Genomic DNA, 17,316 nt, shown 5'->3' on the forward strand with positions numbered 1-17,316 from the left:
GCCCGCGCCGTCAGTCCGCCGCCTCGGCCAGTAACGGCGCCAAGGCCGGCTCCTGGAGTAGCTTGGCCGCCTCAGGGTCGTCCAGGACCTGCTGGAACGCTGTGTTCACGCGCTGGGCCTTGCGGATCTCCTTGACCGTCCCGCCGTAGTTGCGGGCGTAGCCACCGGCGCTGACCTGTGCCGAGAGGATGAACGTCTTGACCGCGTCCAGGTTCGGCAGGCCCTCGTAACCCTCCACGTGCCGGAAGATGGCATCGAAAAGGCTCAACGGTTTGGACGCGAAATCGACCATGTAGGCGTCCCAGGGACCGTCGAAACTGGTGGCGAACAGCAATCGGGTGTCGTCGTCGAACGGCACGAACCGCGCTTCGTGAATGGACGCGATCGGCACGTCATAGTCCCCGGGCCGATAACCGGGAGACTCCTGCAGAGCACGCAAGGCCTCCCGCAGCGCCGGCCCATGCCCCGGCTTCACATGAAAGAACAGGGAGAACTCACTGGTCGGACCTACCTGAACGCCCGGTCGAGACGGAACTTCGGCTGCCATCCGAAGATCACCTTCCTGGAGGTAAACGGCCTGATGCCTGCACTCGGCTGCGGGCTTGCTCGCGAAAAAGACCGAGCATCCCCGACCCGCTCAGCTTTCGGTTCTTTCGGTGCGGGCACCTCACCCCTGGCGGGTGATCGACGCCGCTTCGACCGGTTCAGGCAGCAGCTCGCCCGCACCGGCCGATGCTGTGCGGCCGCGGGAGCACCGGGACGAGGTCGTTCCCGGCGGCACCGGGATGTCACCGGTGCCGCCCGGAGGTACGCGCCGGTGGGCGTCTCGCGCAGCTCCGCCTGATCCGGTCAGCCTCCGATGCGCAGGGCCGTCGGCCTTGACGGTGCGTACGGCGTCGAGTCCGGCGGCGAGTACGCCCCCGAGTTTGCCGATCTCGTCCTGTGCCTTGCTCTGGGCTTCGGCTATCGGCCGCATCAGGGCGGCGACCGATAGCCCGACCATGGTGACCGCGGCCAGGGTGACGCCCAGCAACGGCACGTCCAGCACTGCCATGAGGGCGATGGTGCCGGTCAGCGAGACCGCTCCGTTGATCAGGTTGACGAGCTCGTCGAGGAGGCTTCGCGCAGCAGTACGGTGTCGGCGACGACGCGGGAGACCAGTTCGCCGGAGGACCGGCGCTGCAGGTCGGGCAGGCGCCCGCGGAAGAACCGGCGCACCAGCGAGGTGCGTACGTCGAGCACGACGTTCTCCGCGACCGTTCCGAGCAGGTTCGCCTGGGCGTAGCCGAACAGCACACCGAGGACGAGCAGCCCGATCAGGGCTGCCACCGGTGTGGCCAGGGAGGGAGACCGCGGCCGCCCCTCCGCCCGCCGTCGACGTCGGCGACCGTACCGGGCACGGGCTGGCGGGCATGGGTGAACGCGCCCGGCTGGCCGGCGGCACGCTGACGGCCGGGCCCCTCGACACCGGTGGCTTCCGGGTCGCCGCCACGCTGCCGTTGCCGAGCCGGGAGGACCAGCCCTGATGATCCGCATTCTCATCGTCGACGACCAGCCGATGATCAGAGCCGGCATCCACGCGATCCTCGCGTCCCAGAACGACATGGCGGTCGTCGGTGAGGCGGAGAACGGTCGGATCGGTGTCGAACGGGCCCGCAGCCTGCGCCCCGGCATCGTGCTCATGGACGTGCGCATGCCGGAGTTGGACGGGCTGGCCGCCACCGCCGAACTGCTCGATCCCCGCCGGGCCGGTGACCATCCGCCCAGACCACCAAGACCCACGTGAGCCGGATCCTGAACAAGCTGAACCTGCGCGACCGGGTCCACGCTGTCGTGTTCGGGTACGAGAACGGCCTGGTCACGCCGGGCCGGAGGTCCGCCGGCCAATCCGCTTTCACCGCGATACGGTACACACCCGACCGCAGTCCGTCGCCGCCCTATCGCCCGGGAGCGGCCACCCTGGTCAGCGCGGCGACCCCGATCCCGGCGCCGCCGACCAGAACGATCCCGAGCAGCGGCTGGCCGGCGGCGGTCATCGCCGCCCCGGCGCCGGCGAACAGCGCCACCTCGACCAGGAACCGCAACGGCTCGGGCAGCCGCCGCCCAGCCCGCGGCCCGATGAACATGCCCCACACCACGATCGCCGTCGCGGGCGCGCCCACCGCGAACACGATCGCCGCCCCGAGCGGGTCCGGCAGGACCGCCCCCACGTAGGCGAACGCGGCGAACATCACCAGTTCGGTGAGGAACCTGGCCACCAGCACCAGCCCTCGCCACCCGGTCAACGGCAGCGGCTCCGCTTCCTCACTCGTCGGCACGCGCCGCAGCGTAGCGCCATACGATTCTCCCGCGGATCGGTGCCCTCACAGCCCATGACGAATGCCTGGATCGACGTAGTCGAACAAGTTGCGGAGTCGTACGACATCGTGGTCCCGTTCGGCGAACTCCTGGTTTCCGCTTCACCGGTACCGGCTACGGGCGAACGACTGCTCGACAGGGGCTCGGGAGCCGAGGCCGTGGCGCTCTCGGTTCAGCGTCGCGGATACGAGGTGTCCGCAGTCGATGGATCGGTCGCGATGGTGACTCGGCTATCCCCCGTCGCTGACGGGCAGGTGGCCCTGCCGTTCGACGACGCCGCGTTCGATGTCGTCACCGCTGGCTTCGTGGTCCATTTGCCCAGCAGTTCCGGGGCCGCGTCACGTAGGTTCAAGCGGATCTCATGCCTGGAGGACTGCTGGCCTTCACGGCGTCCGGCCCACCACCCGAGGACCTCGAACCCGGCGACCGCGACCACGAACTCTTCACCGAATTCTGCGCAGCACTCGATTTCGATACGGCCGTGATTCAACGCGTCATACGAAGCGTCGCGGCTACGCCGGTGCTCTGGCGCCAGCGACAACCCGACCAGCGTCGTGACCTACCCGTCAGTGCACCCGGCGCCGCGGGTCGAGATGCGCCGATGCGCCCTTCCCCACCGGATGACGCACGATCACCGGCGGCCAGACCGGAGGGGACCCTACGCGCACACGAATCCGTCGATGATCGTGTGTTGCTCGACGGTCCGCACGGAGAGAAAACCCACCCTCCGGCATGATGGTGGCGTGAGCCTTGAAAACGAAGACATCTGGTCGATGCTGCCGGAAGACAGCCGCGCTCTTGTCGATGATTTGATTTGCCGGCGTCACTTGGTACAGGCTGCCCGAATAATCCGGGAAGCAACCCCTCTTGAAAGACCAGTCTCGATTAATCAGGCTCTGGATCTAACCGAGGCCCGCCACTACGAGCTTTCCAGAGCCGGCTTGGTGGAGCCTCTGCCTCCGCCGGTGTCGTTGCCGGAACTCACTGAGCGGGCTCTGGCCATTGCCGACCCAGTGGTGGCCATCGAGGCGTTCTGGGACGGCGACACGCAGCGCTGGGGGGTTCTTCTGCTCGCCATCGTGCGCCGTCCCAGCCTGCAGCACCCGCTATTCGACGAGCACGAACTAATGTTCGCCGACGGTCGGGACGCGCCAACAAATACCGACGTAGGGCTACGCATGCCACCGGCCGCCGAAGCGGCGAACAAAGGCGCGGCGGTAGCCCGAGAGCTGGGCGTCCCTTTCAGCTTCCTCGATCCGGACGCCTCGCAACCGGAGCACCTGCGGTGGTGGGATTCGAAAGATCATTGATCGGTGAACAATGAAGCACCTGGTGCCGATTATCTTTTCAGCGGTACACACTCAAGAGCAGCCGCGATCCGGATGCTGTCTACCGGCCGCAACATAGCCGAGGGGTCGAATTTCGGCGGTGTCGGCGCTGTTCAAGCCTCCTCGGCGTCGCGAAGCATGCGGCGAGCGACCGCATCGTCCTGGGCTCGTCGAAGAAGTTCGATCGGCGCCATGTCGGGACCACACAGAGCTTGCAGTGCACGCTCCCAGCGTTGCCGTAGCGGCGGCGGCAGACGACGACTCTGCCCGACGGTGAACTGGTACGCCCACCGCAGGTGGCGGCCGTCCGGGTCAGACAGAATGGACGTCAGGTACGGCAAGGTGATTCTCGCGGTGATCGGGTGGGCGGTCAGCGCCGGCGCTACCGGCCGGTGCCACCCGACCGCGACCGGCACCATGCCGCCGCCCCACTGACCTGCCCAGAAGTCGCTCTCGTCGAAAAGGAGTGCGCACAACCACCCCGCGAACCCGGTGCACGTGTCAAAACCCGAGCCGGCGAGCCGATCAACGAAGCGGTTGGCAGCCTCCAGAGCATCCGTGCGGAGTCCTCGTTGCCACAACGCCAGGTAGGAGTTCCACTCCTCGACCAGGTCCGGCGGCAGTGGGGCACCAGTGACATCGTCCTCAGTGAGTCGGCGCATCAGTGCATTGTCCGAGCACCGCACTGCGAGTACACCTGCTTTTCGGGCGTCACGCTCGGAGGTCCATCACACGCATCCGGCCGGGCTGCGGTCGTACCTCAATGAAACGTCCTCCGGCGCCGGGTCCGGGATGGTTATAAGGTTAACCACGCACGTATGGCCGGTATCCGCAGGTGCGGCGTGTTCACCAACATGCCGCTGACCGCGAGCTGTACCTACAGGCGGTAGCCCACGCGCTCGAAGACCGCGGTGGTGGCGCTGACGCTGGTGGTCGACTACGGCTTGGGGCACACACCTACGAGTTCCCGGATCATGCTGATCAGATCAGCAGCTCGGGGACCGCGTTGCTGCAATACCGCCTTGAGGTGCTGCTGCGCAGTGCTACCGGCAAACGAGACGGTCTCCCGGTCTTGTCGGTGGCGGTCGTTACAGTGCGCGAATGAGTGACGCGTACACGGTCTACTGGCCGCAAGATCGTTGGCGTCTGGCGTTGCGTGTGCACCGACCGCTGGAGGTCATGTTCGGCGGCCCGCACGTGTCCGAGCCGAGTTTCCGACACGCCACGGTCAGTGTCGGTGACCTGCTCTATCCCATCGGCGTGTACCGGCAGGTCCTGTTCGTATTGGGGCGCATGCGAGTCCGGGAAATCGCAGAAGTCGACGTTGACTCCCTGGATGGATACTTCGAACGATTTGCCAGCTGGCGGTTTCTGGCGCCGACATGCACCACCGAGGTCGTGCTCGGCGAGGACGGCACCCCGGTGCACGGCAACCAGGCCGTTCCGGGCGAAGCGCTCAAGACCCTGACCTACCTGCCGCGCCGAGCGCCCGGCCCACTGTTCCGTCCCGTCCGGCATCCAAGCAGGGCCGCGACTCCGCGACCTCGGGTATCGAAACTTTATTCTGAAAAGGCATGGAAGCGGCACTCGCTAATGGCCTCCTGATCTTGTAGTGGTCGAATATCAGGGTTTTCGGCGGCCAGCTCAATCAGCGGAATTCCCCACCGCCTCCCGCCACGATGTCAACTCTCTCATGCCACGATCCGGGTACTTGTTGGCGGCATCGCTGAACCGCTGGCCAGATTGTCCGGGCGCAACGAAATTCCTGAGCACCAGCAGGCTGCCGAAAAGACTATTCGCCGAACATCTCGGTGAGACGACCACCGACCACCTATCGATGAATCTGCCGACAACCACCGGCGTCCCCAACCGCTCCGACGGTGGTTCATGAAGATCTGACTACCGTGCGGGGTCCGCGGCGGGAGTACGTAGGCGGCTCGAGCCCTCTTGGGGGATGCGCGCGATGGTCGCGCGATGGATCATGGGCGTATGCCAGTCGTTGAAGCCGCGGTCGTGGTGCCGGTGCCGCCGGACCTGGCGTTCGCAGTGTCTCAGACCACGGCGCCGCTACGGTATCGATGGGATCCTTTCGTACGCGAACAGCGGTTGCTCGATGGCGCCACCAGGCCCGGCAAGGGCGTGCGGACGTTCACCAAGTCTCGCCACGGCTTGACCATGATCAGTCAGTACGTGTCGTTCGCTCCTCCGACCAACGTCGGCATGAAAATGCTTCGCGGCCCGTGGTTCTTCGAGATGTTCGCCGGAGGATGGCGGTTCACCGCTGCCGAGGAATCCCCCGGCCATACCCTTGCCACGTGGCGGTACAGCTTCCGGTGCCGCCCTGCGCTCCTGCGTCCGGTGGCCGAGCGCCTCGGCCGCCGGCTGCTCGGACACGACATCAACCGGCGGATCCAAGCGTATGCGCGCGGCTGCACCGACCCGGTCGTCCTCGCGGCGGCGAGGCAAGCGCTGACGGAAGGCTACGGTCCGGCCAGCCGATAGACCTCGGGCACCGGCCGGCCCGAGCGTCCAGGAACCAGAGCACCGGCCCGGACCACTGTCCTGCCGCAGGCGCGGGCCAGGATGATCGCCGGGACCCGGCGGTGCGACCGCCCGGTGACAGCGTTGCGATCCCGCGTCGCCACCGATGTGCCGGGGAGGCTGAGGAGGTGAGCCCGACGTTGATCGGGCTCTGTCCATGACGGGAGAGCAGACGTCCGCTCATTCGCCAGGTCCTCCGATGGAGTTGAAGTCATCGAGCAACTCCAAGAGGCGCCGAGTCGCGTTCAGTTGCGCTTCCGGTGGCATGTCGTTGATGTCTGCCCGCGCTTCCAGCGTGGCCGGAGAGACGGACCCGGCAATGACAGCTGACCAGTGCCGGGGAGTGTGCCGGCCGAGAATTCGCGCCGCCACGTAATCTCCGAAACCTTGCAGAGGCCGCACGGTGAACGCGTAGTTGTAGCCCTCCACGAAAGCAACGACGGTCAGGAATCTGTCGTCGCCGACGTACATCCGTCGCCGGTGGCGCAGATGGAAGCACAACTCGTTGAGATCCACCGCGCATCCTTCGCTCGGGCTGCAGTCCGGGTCCAGGAGAAGTCGGCCCCGGCCCGCCATCGGCATCGATTCTAAGAGATCGTGTGCGTGCTCTCTGGTAGCCGCATGTCGCGCGGCGTCGGCGCAACGTTTCCCGGGGGCCAGGGGATGAACAACGGCGTCACCGTGGATGCCGTGACCAGCCGGCGCAGAAGCTGGCACGACCGGGGTCGCAACGGTCCAGCGGGGCCTCGAGACGGAGGATCAGGCCGGGTGAGAGGGCAGGATCAGCGGGCTCCCGCTCGGCGGGTCAGTCGCCGCCGGAGCCGCTGTCGCTGTCGGCGAAGTCGGGGCCGTCGTGGTGGGCCGGCAACCCGGACGCCGCCCGATCCTTCCGGGTGAGGAGGACCGCGGCCATCATGCTCGCGATGCAGGCCAGCATGAGGGCCGTCCCGGAGAACAGCACGGCCCCCCACGGGGAGCCGTCGGTGTCCACGCCGAAGGCCGTGAGCAGGACGACGGCCGGGAACAACCCGAAGAACAGCGAGCCCAGCACGACGAGCATCGCCGTGTTCCGGTGGAAGCCGGCGGCGTCGTCGAGGTCGCCGGGCCACACCGCGGGGAGCAGAGCGACCGCCTGGCTGAGCAGGAGGACCGTCTGGACGGTGAGGTAGCCGGCGACCGTGTACGACTGTGACCAGAAGTGCACCGCCGCGGCGACGGCAAGGAGCAGGGTGACCGCGTTGGCGGCCAGCACGAACACCGGCCGGGACCACAGGACGTCACGCACGTCCTCCCAGAACAAGGCATCGAACATCTGCCGCCCCTTCATCCCGGTCCGCTCTCCGGCTCGCATTCTGCCCCGGCCGGGCAAACGGGACGGTCAGGCGGTGCCGGCGGCCGGCGCTCACGAGGACTCAGGCTCACCGCGGCGATGCGTACGCGTCCACTCCTCGACGTCGTCGGCGAGCCAGATCTTGCCCTGCGCCAGATCAGCGACCGGCTCGGGGAAGTCGTCCCTGGTGGTGAGCTCGTACGCCCGCTGACGGCTCAGTCCGCCGAGACGAATCCGGATCTCGTGTGTGCCCAGCAGATGAGGGTGGTGTCCTGCCGTCATGCTCACGACTATAGGTGAGCGACTACTGGTCGTTCTGACCCGGAGGTGGCGCCGGCGACGAGCATCCCGTCGGTACCGTGTGCCCGGCACATTGATCGAAAGGCAGTTCATGTACAACCAGCAGTGGCAGCCGCCGGCGTACCCCCCGCCCGGCGCGCCGGCCGCTATCGGCGTCACCGCGAAATTCTTCCCCCTCGCCTTCCTGCTCGCGCTCGTCCGGCCGGTCATGACCCTCAACGGTCACCCCGTCCCGATGAGCTGGGGCGATCCGGTACGCGTCCCGGTCCCACCCGGGCGCCATCATCTTCACCTGCACACCCCGTACCTGATCCCGCGCCGCATCGGCAACGCCGACCTGATGGTCGACGTCCATCCCGGGCAGATCATCGACCTGGAATACAAGGCGCCGGTGGTGGTCTTCCTGCGGGGCGCTCTCGGCCCCGCGCCGCAGAAGTACCCGGGCGGCGTCCTGTTCGTCATGTTCATGGCGATCTTCCTGGTGATGGCGTGCGTCATCGGCGTGCTGGGGTACGCGATCGCGGACAGTCCCCGGGAACCACGGACGAGCTACGGCCTGAGCACCGCGGCCCCGGCCGTGCCGACCGGCGTGCCCACCCAGGGCGGCACCGCTGAGGCCGGGGCCACGCCGGGTCTGCGCGCCGGCGCACCCACCCGCCGGGCCGCCGGCGCCACGTTCGCCGCTGGCGAGGCGACCGAGGTGGTCGCCGTGCCGGGGTGGCCGTTCGCGTTCCGGGCGCCCGCCGGCTGGCAGTGCACCCGACGCAGCGACCAGCAGGTCAACCTGCCCGATTCGCAGCAGTACGTGTGCCGCCCGGCGAACCGGGCCGACGCGGGGGAGTACGCCGTCGTCATGCTGCGGGCCTGCCCCGGAACGTGCAGCCGTGCCGAGGCCGACCGGATGAACGACGTGTGGTTCCGCCCCACCGACCGGCTGCTGTCGGCCGGCGGGTCCGCCCGGTTCGTGGAGGACACCCCGGACCGGAGCGGCAAGTACGGCATCTACCTGACCAGCTTCATCAGCTGGAACGGAAGCGGTGGTGGCACCACGTACTGGCAGGTGGCGGTCGGCGCGGTCGCTCCGATGCAGGGCCGCGACAACGTACAGAAGCTCGCCAACGACGTTCTGAGCCAGACCTCCTGAAAGGAGCATCGCAGGGTGCGGGTGGCCCGGGTGACGCGGCGCAGCCGGCGCCGGCGGCCACCGGCCCGGCCCTGAACCCTGATTTCGGAGAAGACCGGAAAACAAGACATAGCGCACGTACGGTGTGAGCGTGAGCGATGTCCTCGAGCGCAAGGTCCTGGAACCCGATCCGGGACTGGTCAAGGGGCTCGGCGCTCACCACACGCTCGAGTCGGCTGTCGCGGACCTGGCCGACAACAGCATCGACGCGGGAGCGGACCGGATCCTCGTGCGCTTCGAGGCCGATGGGGCGCAACCCGTCGGTCTGCACGTCGTCGACAACGGCCGGGGCATGGACGGGCATCAGGCCGACGAGGCGATGCGCCTGGGCCGCCAGCGCACCTATCAGGCCGGGGACCAGGGCCATTTCGGTATCGGGCTCAAAGCCGCGTCCTTCAGTCATGCCGACACGATCACCATTCACACCGTGCCGCGTTCCGGTGAGCGGCACGGCAGGCGACTACGCCGGTCGGACTTCCAGCGCGACTTCGGCTGCGACGTGCTGGATCCGGCGACGGTACGCCCGGAGCCGCTGCTCGCCCGGGTCGGTTCGGCTTCGGGCACCGTCGTCACCTGGACGGACACGCACTTCCCGCGTACCGGCGGCCCAGGGCTCGGCAACTGGCTCGAGGATTCGCGTACCCGTCTCGGTCTGCACCTCGGCCTCACCTACCACCGGTTGATCGCCGCCGGCCGGTTGCGGATCGACGTCGAGATCTTCGACCGGGCACTCGGCCGGGCCGGCATCCCCGAACCGATCTCCGCCATCGACCCGCTGGACTTCCCCGCCGCAGCGGTCGCCGGCTACCCGCGGACGCTGGCCGCCCGGATGGGAACCGGCAGGATCATGCTGACCTGCCATATCGTCCCACCCCGTTCCAGCGGCCCGAACTACCGCCTCTACGGCCGCGACGGCGCCGACTTCCAGGGTTTCTACATCTACCGGCATGACCGGCTGCTGCAGGCCGGCGGCTGGAACCACGTCGTCACCGCGGCGCCGCACCGCGCGCTGGCCCGGGTGGTGGTCGACGATTTCGAAGCCCTGTCCGGTCACGTCCGGCTCAACCCGGAGAAGAAGGGCATCGTCTTCAGCCACGACCTGCAGGGCGCCATCGCGCACGCGGCCGAGGGCGGCGACGGCGCGTCGTTCGCTGACTTCCTGGGGCACGCCGAGTCCGTACTGACCGAGTCGCGGAGACGACGGCATCGGCGGCGGCCCATGGCAGAACCCTCCAAGGGCCTGCACGAGGAGGTCCGGCGTGTCATCCGGTCCGAGATCCCGCTCCGTGAGGAGGAGGGGCCGGTCGAGATCCGCTGGGGTGCTCTTCCCGCGGGCCGCTTCCTCCGCCTCGACCGGGAGGGCCGGACGATCTTCCTGAACAAGCAGTACCGGCAGCTGCTCACCGGCGGGACCATCGGTCTCAGCGACGCCCCGCTGCTCAAGACCCTGGTCTTCCTGTTGACCGAGGACCACTTCAAGGGGCAGCAGTGGGGACCTCGGGACAAGGACCTGCTCGAGGTCTGGGACGCGGTGCTGGGCGCCGCCGTCCGGGCCGAGTGGGCGTACCGGGCCGGAGACCGTTGATGAGCGCACCGGTCACCGGCCGGCACCTGTCCCGGGAGGCGCTCGCCGATTACCTCCGCGGCGCGCCGGCGGCCATCGCCGTGGACGGTGTCCCGGTCTGCCGGATCGATTTCGATCCGCCGCGCCGTGAGATGGCGCTGCGCGTGCCGTACTCCGGCCAGGAACCGCCCGATCTGGCCGCCTACGAGCGTGTCACCGCCCGGATCGTCGAGGACGGCGCCGGCCGGTACGCCGAGCTGCTGATCCGCTGCTCCGACAGCGAGTACGAGGCCTATCTGCTGCTCAGCGATGTGGCCGATCTGATCCAGCAGGACGGTCTGCCGTTCGACGCGGCGGTGCTCTCCTCCCTGGCTACCTTCGGGGAGCTGCTGGCTCCGGCCGGCAGCCTCTCCGCGGAACGGCAGACCGGTCTGTACGGCGAGATGCTCTTCCTCGAGTCGTGCATCGGCGTGGCCGGCCCGGCTGCCGCGGTGGCCGCGTGGAAGGGTTTCGCCCCGAACGAGCACGACTTCGTCTTCCCGCAGGCCTGCTTCGAGATCAAGACGACGCGGATGGAGTCGCGCCGCCACACGATCGGTGGCCTGGAGCAGCTGCAACCCACTCCGGATACTCCGCTGTGGTTCGTCTCGGTGCAGATCACCGTCGCGACGCCGGCGGTCGGCCGTAGCCTGGCCGGACTGGTCGACGACGTGCGGGCAGCCGCCGGGCCGGCCGGCGGCGCACTCGAGATCTCGTTGCGGCACGCGGGCTGGCGCGACCGTGACCGCCCGCTCTACCAGGAGTGCCGCCGCCTGCGCAGCGAGCCCGCGGCGTACCCGGTGGACGCTGACTTCCCGGTCCTGAACCGCGAGGTGCTCCGGCGCGGCTGTGCTCAGCCGTCGCTGATCGTCGGCGCCAGCTATGCGATCGACGTGACGACGCTCGCGCCGGCGACGCCGCCGCCACCCGGTGACGCCTTCACGCAGGGAGGTTCATCATGACGCCGGCAGCCTGGGAACAGGCCCTCGACAGCGCGGTCACCGGCCTCCGTAAGAACGGGCCGTCCGCGCTGCTCAAGCCGATGAACGCGTTCCTCGACGACGACCTCCCACCGCTGACCGACCGGGATCTCGAACAGCTCCTCGACGAGCGCACCCAGCAGAACAGCGCAGCCGTACGCCATCTGGCCCTGCTCCTGGCCGAATGGGATCTGGAGGCCGCGCCGTCGTGGGCTGCCGACGGCACAGCGCCGAGGACGGCCGAGCGCCGCCGGTGGGTCTACGGCCGCCTGCGGCTCTCGCCCGCGGCCGTCGACCGTCTCGACTTCCTGGCGCCGATCGTCTACCCGACGATCCCCGAGCCCATCAACGGCAAGTGGAAGCCCTGGTACGAGGGGGAGCGGGTCTCCCGGTGGGCGTTCTACTGGCCGCACTACCGTGACTACCTGCTCGACCGGCGGGGCTGGCACGGCGACGCCGTCGCTCTGCTGGACGAGACCACGGCGAAGGTCATCCGGCGCCTCGCCGACCCGACCCAGGCCGGCTCCGCCGACTCGCTGCAGCGTAAAGGGCTGGTCATCGGCTTCGTGCAGAGCGGCAAGACGGCGAACTTCACCGGCGTCATCGCCAAGGCGATCGACGCGGGCTACCGCCTCGTCATCGTGATGACCGGCACCATCGAGCTGCTCCGGTCACAGACCCAGCGGCGCATCGACCGTGAACTCGTCGGCCGGGAGAACCTGCTGGAAGGCGTCGAGAGCGAGTCGGCCAAGGAGTTCGACTACGCCGATGACGAGGAATGGCACGACGACGCGTTCGTCCGGCACGGTGCGGGCTTCACCGACCTCGGCCACCCGGCGATCGAGCGGCTCACGATGCTCACCAAGGACTTCGACACCCTGACGGTCGGTCCCGGCACGATGAAGCTCCACCCGAGAGACCCGGCCAAGCCGTTCTACCATCCGGACAATCTGCGCTCGGCCCCCGTACGCCTGCTGGTCGTCAAGAAGAACGCCCACGTGCTGGGCAAGCTCGCCAAGGATCTGGCCAAGAGCAAGGATCTGGACCAGCTGCCCGCCCTGATCATCGACGACGAGTCCGACCTCGCCTCGGTCAACACGAAGAATCCGGCGAAGACCAAGGACCGCACCACCATCAACCGGGCGATCGTCGACCTGCTGCAGCGGCTGCCCAGGGCTCAACTGGTCATGTACACGGCGACGCCGGCCGCGAACGTCTTCGTCGACCCCGACGCGGGAGACATCTTTCCCCGCAACTTCATCCTTCCGCTGCCCGAACCGGCGAACTACATGGGCGTACGGCATTTCCACGACGTCGACTGGAACAGCGAGGATCCCAAGGACGATCCGGCCACGTCGAACGAGCGGGCCTATGTCCGTCCGGTCGGCCCGGCACCGGAGACCGATGAGGAGCGCCCACAGCGCGAGGAGGAGATGCTCAAGGCCCTCGACTCGTTCGTGCTGTCCGGGGCGGTGAAAGTGTTCCGGGAGCAGGCGGGGGCGGCCCGGTACCGGCATCACACGATGATGGTGCACGAGACGGTTCGCAACAGTGACCAGGGCGACATGGCTGACCTGGTGAAAGAGGTCTGGTCCCGGGCGAACTACAGTTCCCCGGCGGCGCTCGACCGCCTGGAGGCCCTGTGGGAATCCGACTACCGGCCGGTCTGCCTCGCCCGGTGCGACGGCTATCCGGTGCCGGACTCCTTCGGCCGGCTGATCGAGCCGATGGGCGAGGCCTACCGGCGGATCCGTGAGGTCCGCGATCCGGTCATCATCGTCAACAGCGACGAGGACGTCCGCAAGAACCAGCAGGCGCTCGACTTCGACCGCAACAAGGTGTGGCGGGTCCTGATCGGCGGGGCGATGCTGAGCCGCGGTTTCACCGTCGAGGGCCTGACGATCACCTTCTACACCCGCCGGGCGCTGCAGGGGGACACCCTCATGCAGGCGGGGCGCTGGTTCGGGTTCCGCCCGGGGTACCGCGATCTCGTTCGCCTGTTCATCCGGCGCGACCCGCCCGGCACGGGCCGGGCCGTGGACCTCTACGAAGCGTTCGAAGGATTGATGCGCGACGAGATGTCGCTGCGGGAACGGCTCCTGGAATACCAGAGCACCGCCGAGGACGGCAGCGCGTCGATGATCGAGCCGTGGCAGGTGCCGCCGATCGTCAGCCAGCACCTGCCGTACCTGAAGCCGGTCGGCCGTACCAAGATGTTCAACGCGGTCATCAACACGGTGGCGGAGTCGGGCAGCCTCAAGGACCGGTACGGCGTCCCGGCCCCCGACGACGCGGAGGGAAAGCGGGCCAATTACGACCTGATCGTTCCCCTGCTCGCGAAGGCCGCCGAAGGACGGACGCGCCGCTTCGTCTCCGCCCGGACCGGCGCCGCGAAGATCACCGGCTTCGACGCGAAGGTCACCGAGGTCGAGGCGGGCGCCTTCGTGACGATGCTCGAGGGGTTGCGGTGGAACGATCGCTATCGCGAGGTCATCGATCCCGTCATCCGCTTCTACCGCCGGCTGCACGACAACGGGCGGCTCGACAGCGCTGTCATCGTGTGGCCCCAGGTGACCAACGCGGTCGACTTCCAGCTCCCGGATCTCGGCATGGCCCAGGCGGTCCGCAAGCGCCGCCGCCGGGACCGCCCCGACACGTTCCCCGGCAGCGACCCGAAACACCGTGACGCGCCCGAGCGCATCGCCGGCTCGGACGAGGCGGTGCCGGACCCCACGGCCGACGAGCTGCGCGACGAGCACGGGCGGCGGGCGGCCATGCTCGTCTACCTCACCGTGGATCGCGACGACTGGCCCGCACCGGAGACCCCGGTGCGTAAGGAGGACGTGGTGGTGCTGCTGTCGCTGGCCGCCCCGGCCAAGGCGACGCCCGGCGGCCGTTCGGTGATCGAATGGACGGTCAAAGGCGCCGAGGGCGAGGCGACCGTCGACCGGCCCGACGCCTGAGGGGCCCGCGCCGGACAACGCGGGCCCCTCAGGCACTCGGCCGGGTCAGCCGCGGCGCCATTTCTGGTTGGCGCCGCCGACGCAGTCCCACAGATGGAGCCGCGCGCCGTCGTTCGGGTTCCACTCGGCGATGTCGACGCACTTGTTCGCCTGCGGGTTGACCAGGTCGCCGGCTGCGCTGAGCACGAACTGCTGGGCCGGGTTGCCGCTGCACGTGGCGATCTGGATGACCGCCCCGTTGTCCCGTGAGCCCCATGCGACGTCCATGCACTTGTTGTTCTGCGTGCTGATCGCGCCGTTGGCGAACGTCCACGCCTGCGCGGCGGTGTTGTTGCAGGTCCACACCTGCAGCGGCACCCCGTCGGCGAAGTTGGCGTTGTTGACGTCGACGCACTTGTTGTTCCAGTTGCTGAGGATCCGGTTGCCGGTGACCGGCGGGTTCCCGCCACCGGCGCCGAACGGGCTCATGATGATGCCGGCCTGCTGCGGGTCGCCGTCGTGGACCAGCGACTCGAAGCCACCGACGTCGTCGTAGGCGAAACCGTACGCCTTGCCGTCGGCCATGTTGGCGTGGATGATCCGGGAGTAGTGGTTCGGCGCGCTGTTCTTGTAGAACTGGTTCGCGTCGTAGACCGGCTCCACCGTGGAGGCGCCGAGCGTGCCGCGGACCAGGGCGGTGCAGATGGTCCGGCGTACCTCGCTCTGAATGAACGGCGCCACGTTCGGCGCGTTGAAGACGCCGTCGCAACCCCACACGTTGGCGGTGGTGGGCTTGTCGACGGTGGCGACCTCGGCGCCGGTGCTGTCGGTGAACCGCATGGTGTTGCCGACGGTCCGGCCGAAGAACTTGCGGTTCGGCTCGTTCTGGCGAGGAACGACGGTCAAGACCTTGCCGGTGTACGCGTTCCACGCCGAGTTGATGTACGCGTCCAGGTAGTTGGCGGGGAATTTCCCGGCGTCGATGGCCTTGCCCGGCGCCAGCACCCGCAGGACGGTGCCGTCGGAACGGGTGATCACCGAGTCCTGCCAGCCAGGCTGGGCCTTGATGGCATTGATGACCTTGTTGCGGCCGTCGTTGACGACGTCGCCGGTGCGCTTGGTCTGCCCGGCGCCGTTGGTCACGGTGACCGCGTGCGGGATGCCGAAGAAGTCCACCTGGGAGCTGTTCAGCCACAGGCCCGCGTCGTTGAACGTGAACTCGCTGGTGTCGAAGAGGACGTTGTAGTTCGGGTCGCCGGGCGCCCACGGCGCGGGCTGGACGAAGCCGTCCGGCGTGATGAAGAACTTGATCTTGTCGCGCAGGGCCATGTAGACCCGGCCGGACAGGCCCTTCGGGATGCGGATCGTCGTGGTGCCGCCGTTGCCGGGCCCGGCCATCGCCACGTCCGGGGCGGGCACCGGCGGGTTGCCGCCGGCGGGCCAGGGCGTGAAGGCGCCGCCGCTGTTGACGTAGCCCCAGCGCCCGTTCATGGTGCCGATGACGTACAGGAACACGGCGTCGCCGCGGCCGGTGTTGTTGGTGACGGTCATCGGGAGCACCGCGGGCGAGGCCGCCGCGGCGGGCGTCGCCACGGCTGCGATCGGCGCCGCGACCGCGAGCGCGGCGACGGCGGTCAGCCATCTCATTCGGGTACGCAAGCCGACACCTCCTTTCGTGGGGATGACGGCGACGGGGATCGATCGCCGACGCTCCTCCGGTGTGGAGTGAGAGCGCTCTCACAGCATTGTTCGGTTTGTTAACTGCTGTCAACGGCAAGCGTCATAAATGTTTCGTGCTGCCAGATGCCGAGTCGCGAATCCGATGGAAGACATCCCCGGCCCCGGTGCAGCGGCCAGACTCGCGGCATGAGCCACAACGTCGGTGACGAGATGACGAGGCTGCTCGGCGTGCTGCGGCACCAGCCGACGGACAAGTGGGTCCGGGCCCGGCTCGGCGGCCGGCTCGTCGCCGACAGCCGGGCCGCCCTGCTGGTGTGGGAACCGCGCCGCATCGTGCCCACCTACGCCGTGCCCGCCGGCGACGTGCACGCCGAACTCGTCCCCGCCGATCCGGCCCCGGGCAGTGACGTGCCGATCCTCCACCCCGGCATCCCGTTCGCCGTGCATTCCACCCCCGGGCGGGCGTACGGCGTACGCCTCGGCGAAGACATCCGCGAGCGCGCCGCCTTCCGCCCTCACGACGAGGACCTCGCCGGCCACGTTCTGCTCGACTTCGCGGCGTTCGACTGGACGGAGGAGGACGAGCCGGTGTTCTCCCACCCCCGCGACCCGTTCTCCCGCGTCGACGTACGCCGCAGCAGCCGGCACGTCCGCGTCGAACGCGACGGCGTGCTGCTCGCCGAGTCGCGTACCCCCGCACTCGTCTTCGAGACGAAGCTGCACCCGCGCTTCTATCTGCCACGCGCGGATGTCGTCGCGGAGGCCCTGCCCAGTGATCTGGTGACGGCCTGCCCGTACAAGGGGCGTGCCACCTACCTGTCGTTCGCCGTGGGGGAGAACCTGGCCTGGACCTACCCGGACCCGCTGCCGGAGGCGGCCCCGCTCGCCGGTCTGGTCGCCTTCTTCGACGAGGCCGTGGACGTGACCGTCGACGGCGTGCCCCGGCAACGCCCCGATTCACCGGTCGCCGAGGTGATGAAGGACGAGTTCGGCGTCTCCTGACCGGCAGCGGTGTTCGGCGGCGCTCTCCCCATGATCGGCTTTCAGCGATCATGCAGTTGGGCGTACTAG

General features: G+C 68.5%; 19 protein-coding genes and 1 pseudogene. 11 read left to right on the forward strand and 9 right to left on the reverse strand.

The window, feature by feature from the left end:
• Positions 1-10 precede the first annotated feature (10 nt).
• From ACZ3II_RS28940 to ACZ3II_RS28950, 3 genes are all read right to left on the reverse strand, one after another.
• Positions 11-547: a hypothetical protein gene (locus ACZ3II_RS28940; RefSeq protein WP_465521078.1), complete on the reverse strand. Its 537-nt coding sequence runs from the start codon at positions 545-547 to the stop codon at positions 11-13.
• A 120-nt stretch (positions 548-667) separates the two neighbouring features.
• A complete protein-coding gene (locus ACZ3II_RS28945; RefSeq protein WP_465521080.1) occupies positions 668-1,054 on the reverse strand; it encodes a hypothetical protein in 387 nt (128 codons plus the stop codon).
• A 38-nt stretch (positions 1,055-1,092) separates the two neighbouring features.
• Positions 1,093-1,329, reverse strand: a complete 237-nt coding sequence (locus ACZ3II_RS28950; protein ID WP_465521082.1) for an ABC transporter transmembrane domain-containing protein — start codon at positions 1,327-1,329, stop codon at positions 1,093-1,095.
• Between the two features lie 2 nt (positions 1,330-1,331).
• On the opposite strand from ACZ3II_RS28950, the gene ACZ3II_RS28955 reads away from it, so the two are divergent.
• Both ACZ3II_RS28955 and ACZ3II_RS28960 read left to right on the forward strand, forming a co-directional pair.
• Positions 1,332-1,526, forward strand: coding sequence for an ATP-binding protein (locus ACZ3II_RS28955; RefSeq protein WP_465521084.1), 195 nt, complete (start codon positions 1,332-1,334; stop codon positions 1,524-1,526).
• Positions 1,526-1,872, forward strand: a pseudogene (locus ACZ3II_RS28960) (response regulator transcription factor); the annotation flags it as partial. The gene ACZ3II_RS28955 and the pseudogene ACZ3II_RS28960, both read left to right, overlap by 1 nt.
• Positions 1,873-1,937: 65 nt before the next feature.
• On the opposite strand, the gene ACZ3II_RS28965 reads toward ACZ3II_RS28960, so the two are convergent.
• Positions 1,938-2,318 (reverse strand): YrdB family protein, encoded by a 381-nt coding sequence (locus ACZ3II_RS28965; protein ID WP_465521086.1) that lies wholly within the window; start codon positions 2,316-2,318, stop codon positions 1,938-1,940.
• Between the two features lie 54 nt (positions 2,319-2,372).
• Here ACZ3II_RS28965 and ACZ3II_RS28970 point away from each other — a divergent pair, with 54 nt between their 5' ends.
• Positions 2,373-2,843, forward strand: coding sequence for a class I SAM-dependent methyltransferase (locus ACZ3II_RS28970; protein WP_465521088.1), 471 nt, complete (start codon positions 2,373-2,375; stop codon positions 2,841-2,843).
• Between the two features lie 258 nt (positions 2,844-3,101).
• Entirely contained in the window at positions 3,102-3,668 is a 567-nt protein-coding gene (locus ACZ3II_RS28975; RefSeq protein WP_465521090.1) for a hypothetical protein, read from the forward strand.
• Between the two features lie 131 nt (positions 3,669-3,799).
• On the opposite strand, the gene ACZ3II_RS28980 is transcribed toward ACZ3II_RS28975, so the two are convergent.
• A complete protein-coding gene (locus ACZ3II_RS28980) occupies positions 3,800-4,348 on the reverse strand; it encodes a hypothetical protein (RefSeq protein ID WP_465521092.1) in 549 nt (182 codons plus the stop codon).
• 439 nt (positions 4,349-4,787) lie between these two features.
• Between ACZ3II_RS28980 and ACZ3II_RS28985 the strand changes: the two genes are divergently transcribed.
• Both ACZ3II_RS28985 and ACZ3II_RS28990 read left to right on the forward strand, forming a co-directional pair.
• Complete coding sequence (locus ACZ3II_RS28985; protein ID WP_465521094.1) at positions 4,788-5,291, forward strand: hypothetical protein; 504 nt, start codon at positions 4,788-4,790, stop codon at positions 5,289-5,291.
• 384 nt (positions 5,292-5,675) lie between these two features.
• On the forward strand, positions 5,676-6,188 hold the full coding sequence (locus tag ACZ3II_RS28990) for an SRPBCC family protein (RefSeq protein ID WP_465521096.1): 513 nt from the start codon (positions 5,676-5,678) through the stop codon (positions 6,186-6,188).
• A gap of 219 nt (positions 6,189-6,407) precedes the next feature.
• Here the strand turns inward: ACZ3II_RS28990 and ACZ3II_RS28995 are convergent, their stop codons facing one another.
• The 3 genes from ACZ3II_RS28995 to ACZ3II_RS29005 form a co-directional block, all read right to left on the reverse strand.
• Positions 6,408-6,743, reverse strand: coding sequence for a hypothetical protein (locus ACZ3II_RS28995; protein ID WP_465521098.1), 336 nt, complete (start codon positions 6,741-6,743; stop codon positions 6,408-6,410).
• A 289-nt stretch (positions 6,744-7,032) separates the two neighbouring features.
• Positions 7,033-7,539, reverse strand: a complete 507-nt coding sequence (locus ACZ3II_RS29000) for a hypothetical protein (protein WP_465521100.1) — start codon at positions 7,537-7,539, stop codon at positions 7,033-7,035.
• Between the two features lie 90 nt (positions 7,540-7,629).
• Positions 7,630-7,839 carry a DNA-binding protein gene (locus ACZ3II_RS29005; RefSeq protein WP_465521102.1) on the reverse strand — a complete coding sequence of 70 codons (210 nt, stop codon included), beginning with the start codon at positions 7,837-7,839 and terminating at the stop codon, positions 7,630-7,632.
• 109 nt (positions 7,840-7,948) lie between these two features.
• On the opposite strand from ACZ3II_RS29005, the gene ACZ3II_RS29010 reads away from it, so the two are divergent.
• The 4 genes from ACZ3II_RS29010 to ACZ3II_RS29025 all read left to right on the forward strand — a co-directional run bounded on the left by ACZ3II_RS29010 (position 7,949) and on the right by ACZ3II_RS29025 (position 14,586).
• Entirely contained in the window at positions 7,949-9,001 is a 1,053-nt protein-coding gene (locus tag ACZ3II_RS29010; protein ID WP_465521104.1) for a hypothetical protein, read from the forward strand.
• A gap of 130 nt (positions 9,002-9,131) precedes the next feature.
• Entirely contained in the window at positions 9,132-10,625 is a 1,494-nt protein-coding gene (locus ACZ3II_RS29015; RefSeq protein WP_465521106.1) for an ATP-binding protein, read from the forward strand.
• Entirely contained in the window at positions 10,625-11,605 is a 981-nt protein-coding gene (locus ACZ3II_RS29020) for a PD-(D/E)XK motif protein (protein ID WP_465521108.1), read from the forward strand. Before ACZ3II_RS29015 ends, ACZ3II_RS29020 begins: the two co-directional genes overlap by 1 nt.
• Complete coding sequence (locus tag ACZ3II_RS29025) at positions 11,602-14,586, forward strand: Z1 domain-containing protein (protein WP_465521110.1); 2,985 nt, start codon at positions 11,602-11,604, stop codon at positions 14,584-14,586. Before ACZ3II_RS29020 ends, ACZ3II_RS29025 begins: the two co-directional genes overlap by 4 nt.
• A 45-nt stretch (positions 14,587-14,631) precedes the next feature.
• Here the strand turns inward: ACZ3II_RS29025 and ACZ3II_RS29030 are convergent, their stop codons facing one another.
• On the reverse strand, positions 14,632-16,212 hold the full coding sequence (locus ACZ3II_RS29030; RefSeq protein WP_465521112.1) for a beta-1,3-glucanase family protein: 1,581 nt from the start codon (positions 16,210-16,212) through the stop codon (positions 14,632-14,634).
• A gap of 219 nt (positions 16,213-16,431) precedes the next feature.
• On the opposite strand from ACZ3II_RS29030, the gene ACZ3II_RS29035 reads away from it, so the two are divergent.
• Positions 16,432-17,247 (forward strand): DUF427 domain-containing protein, encoded by an 816-nt coding sequence (locus tag ACZ3II_RS29035; RefSeq protein ID WP_465521114.1) that lies wholly within the window; start codon positions 16,432-16,434, stop codon positions 17,245-17,247.
• Positions 17,248-17,316: the final 69 nt, after the last annotated feature.

This window comes from Actinoplanes sp. NPDC019969 (assembly GCF_055562375.1).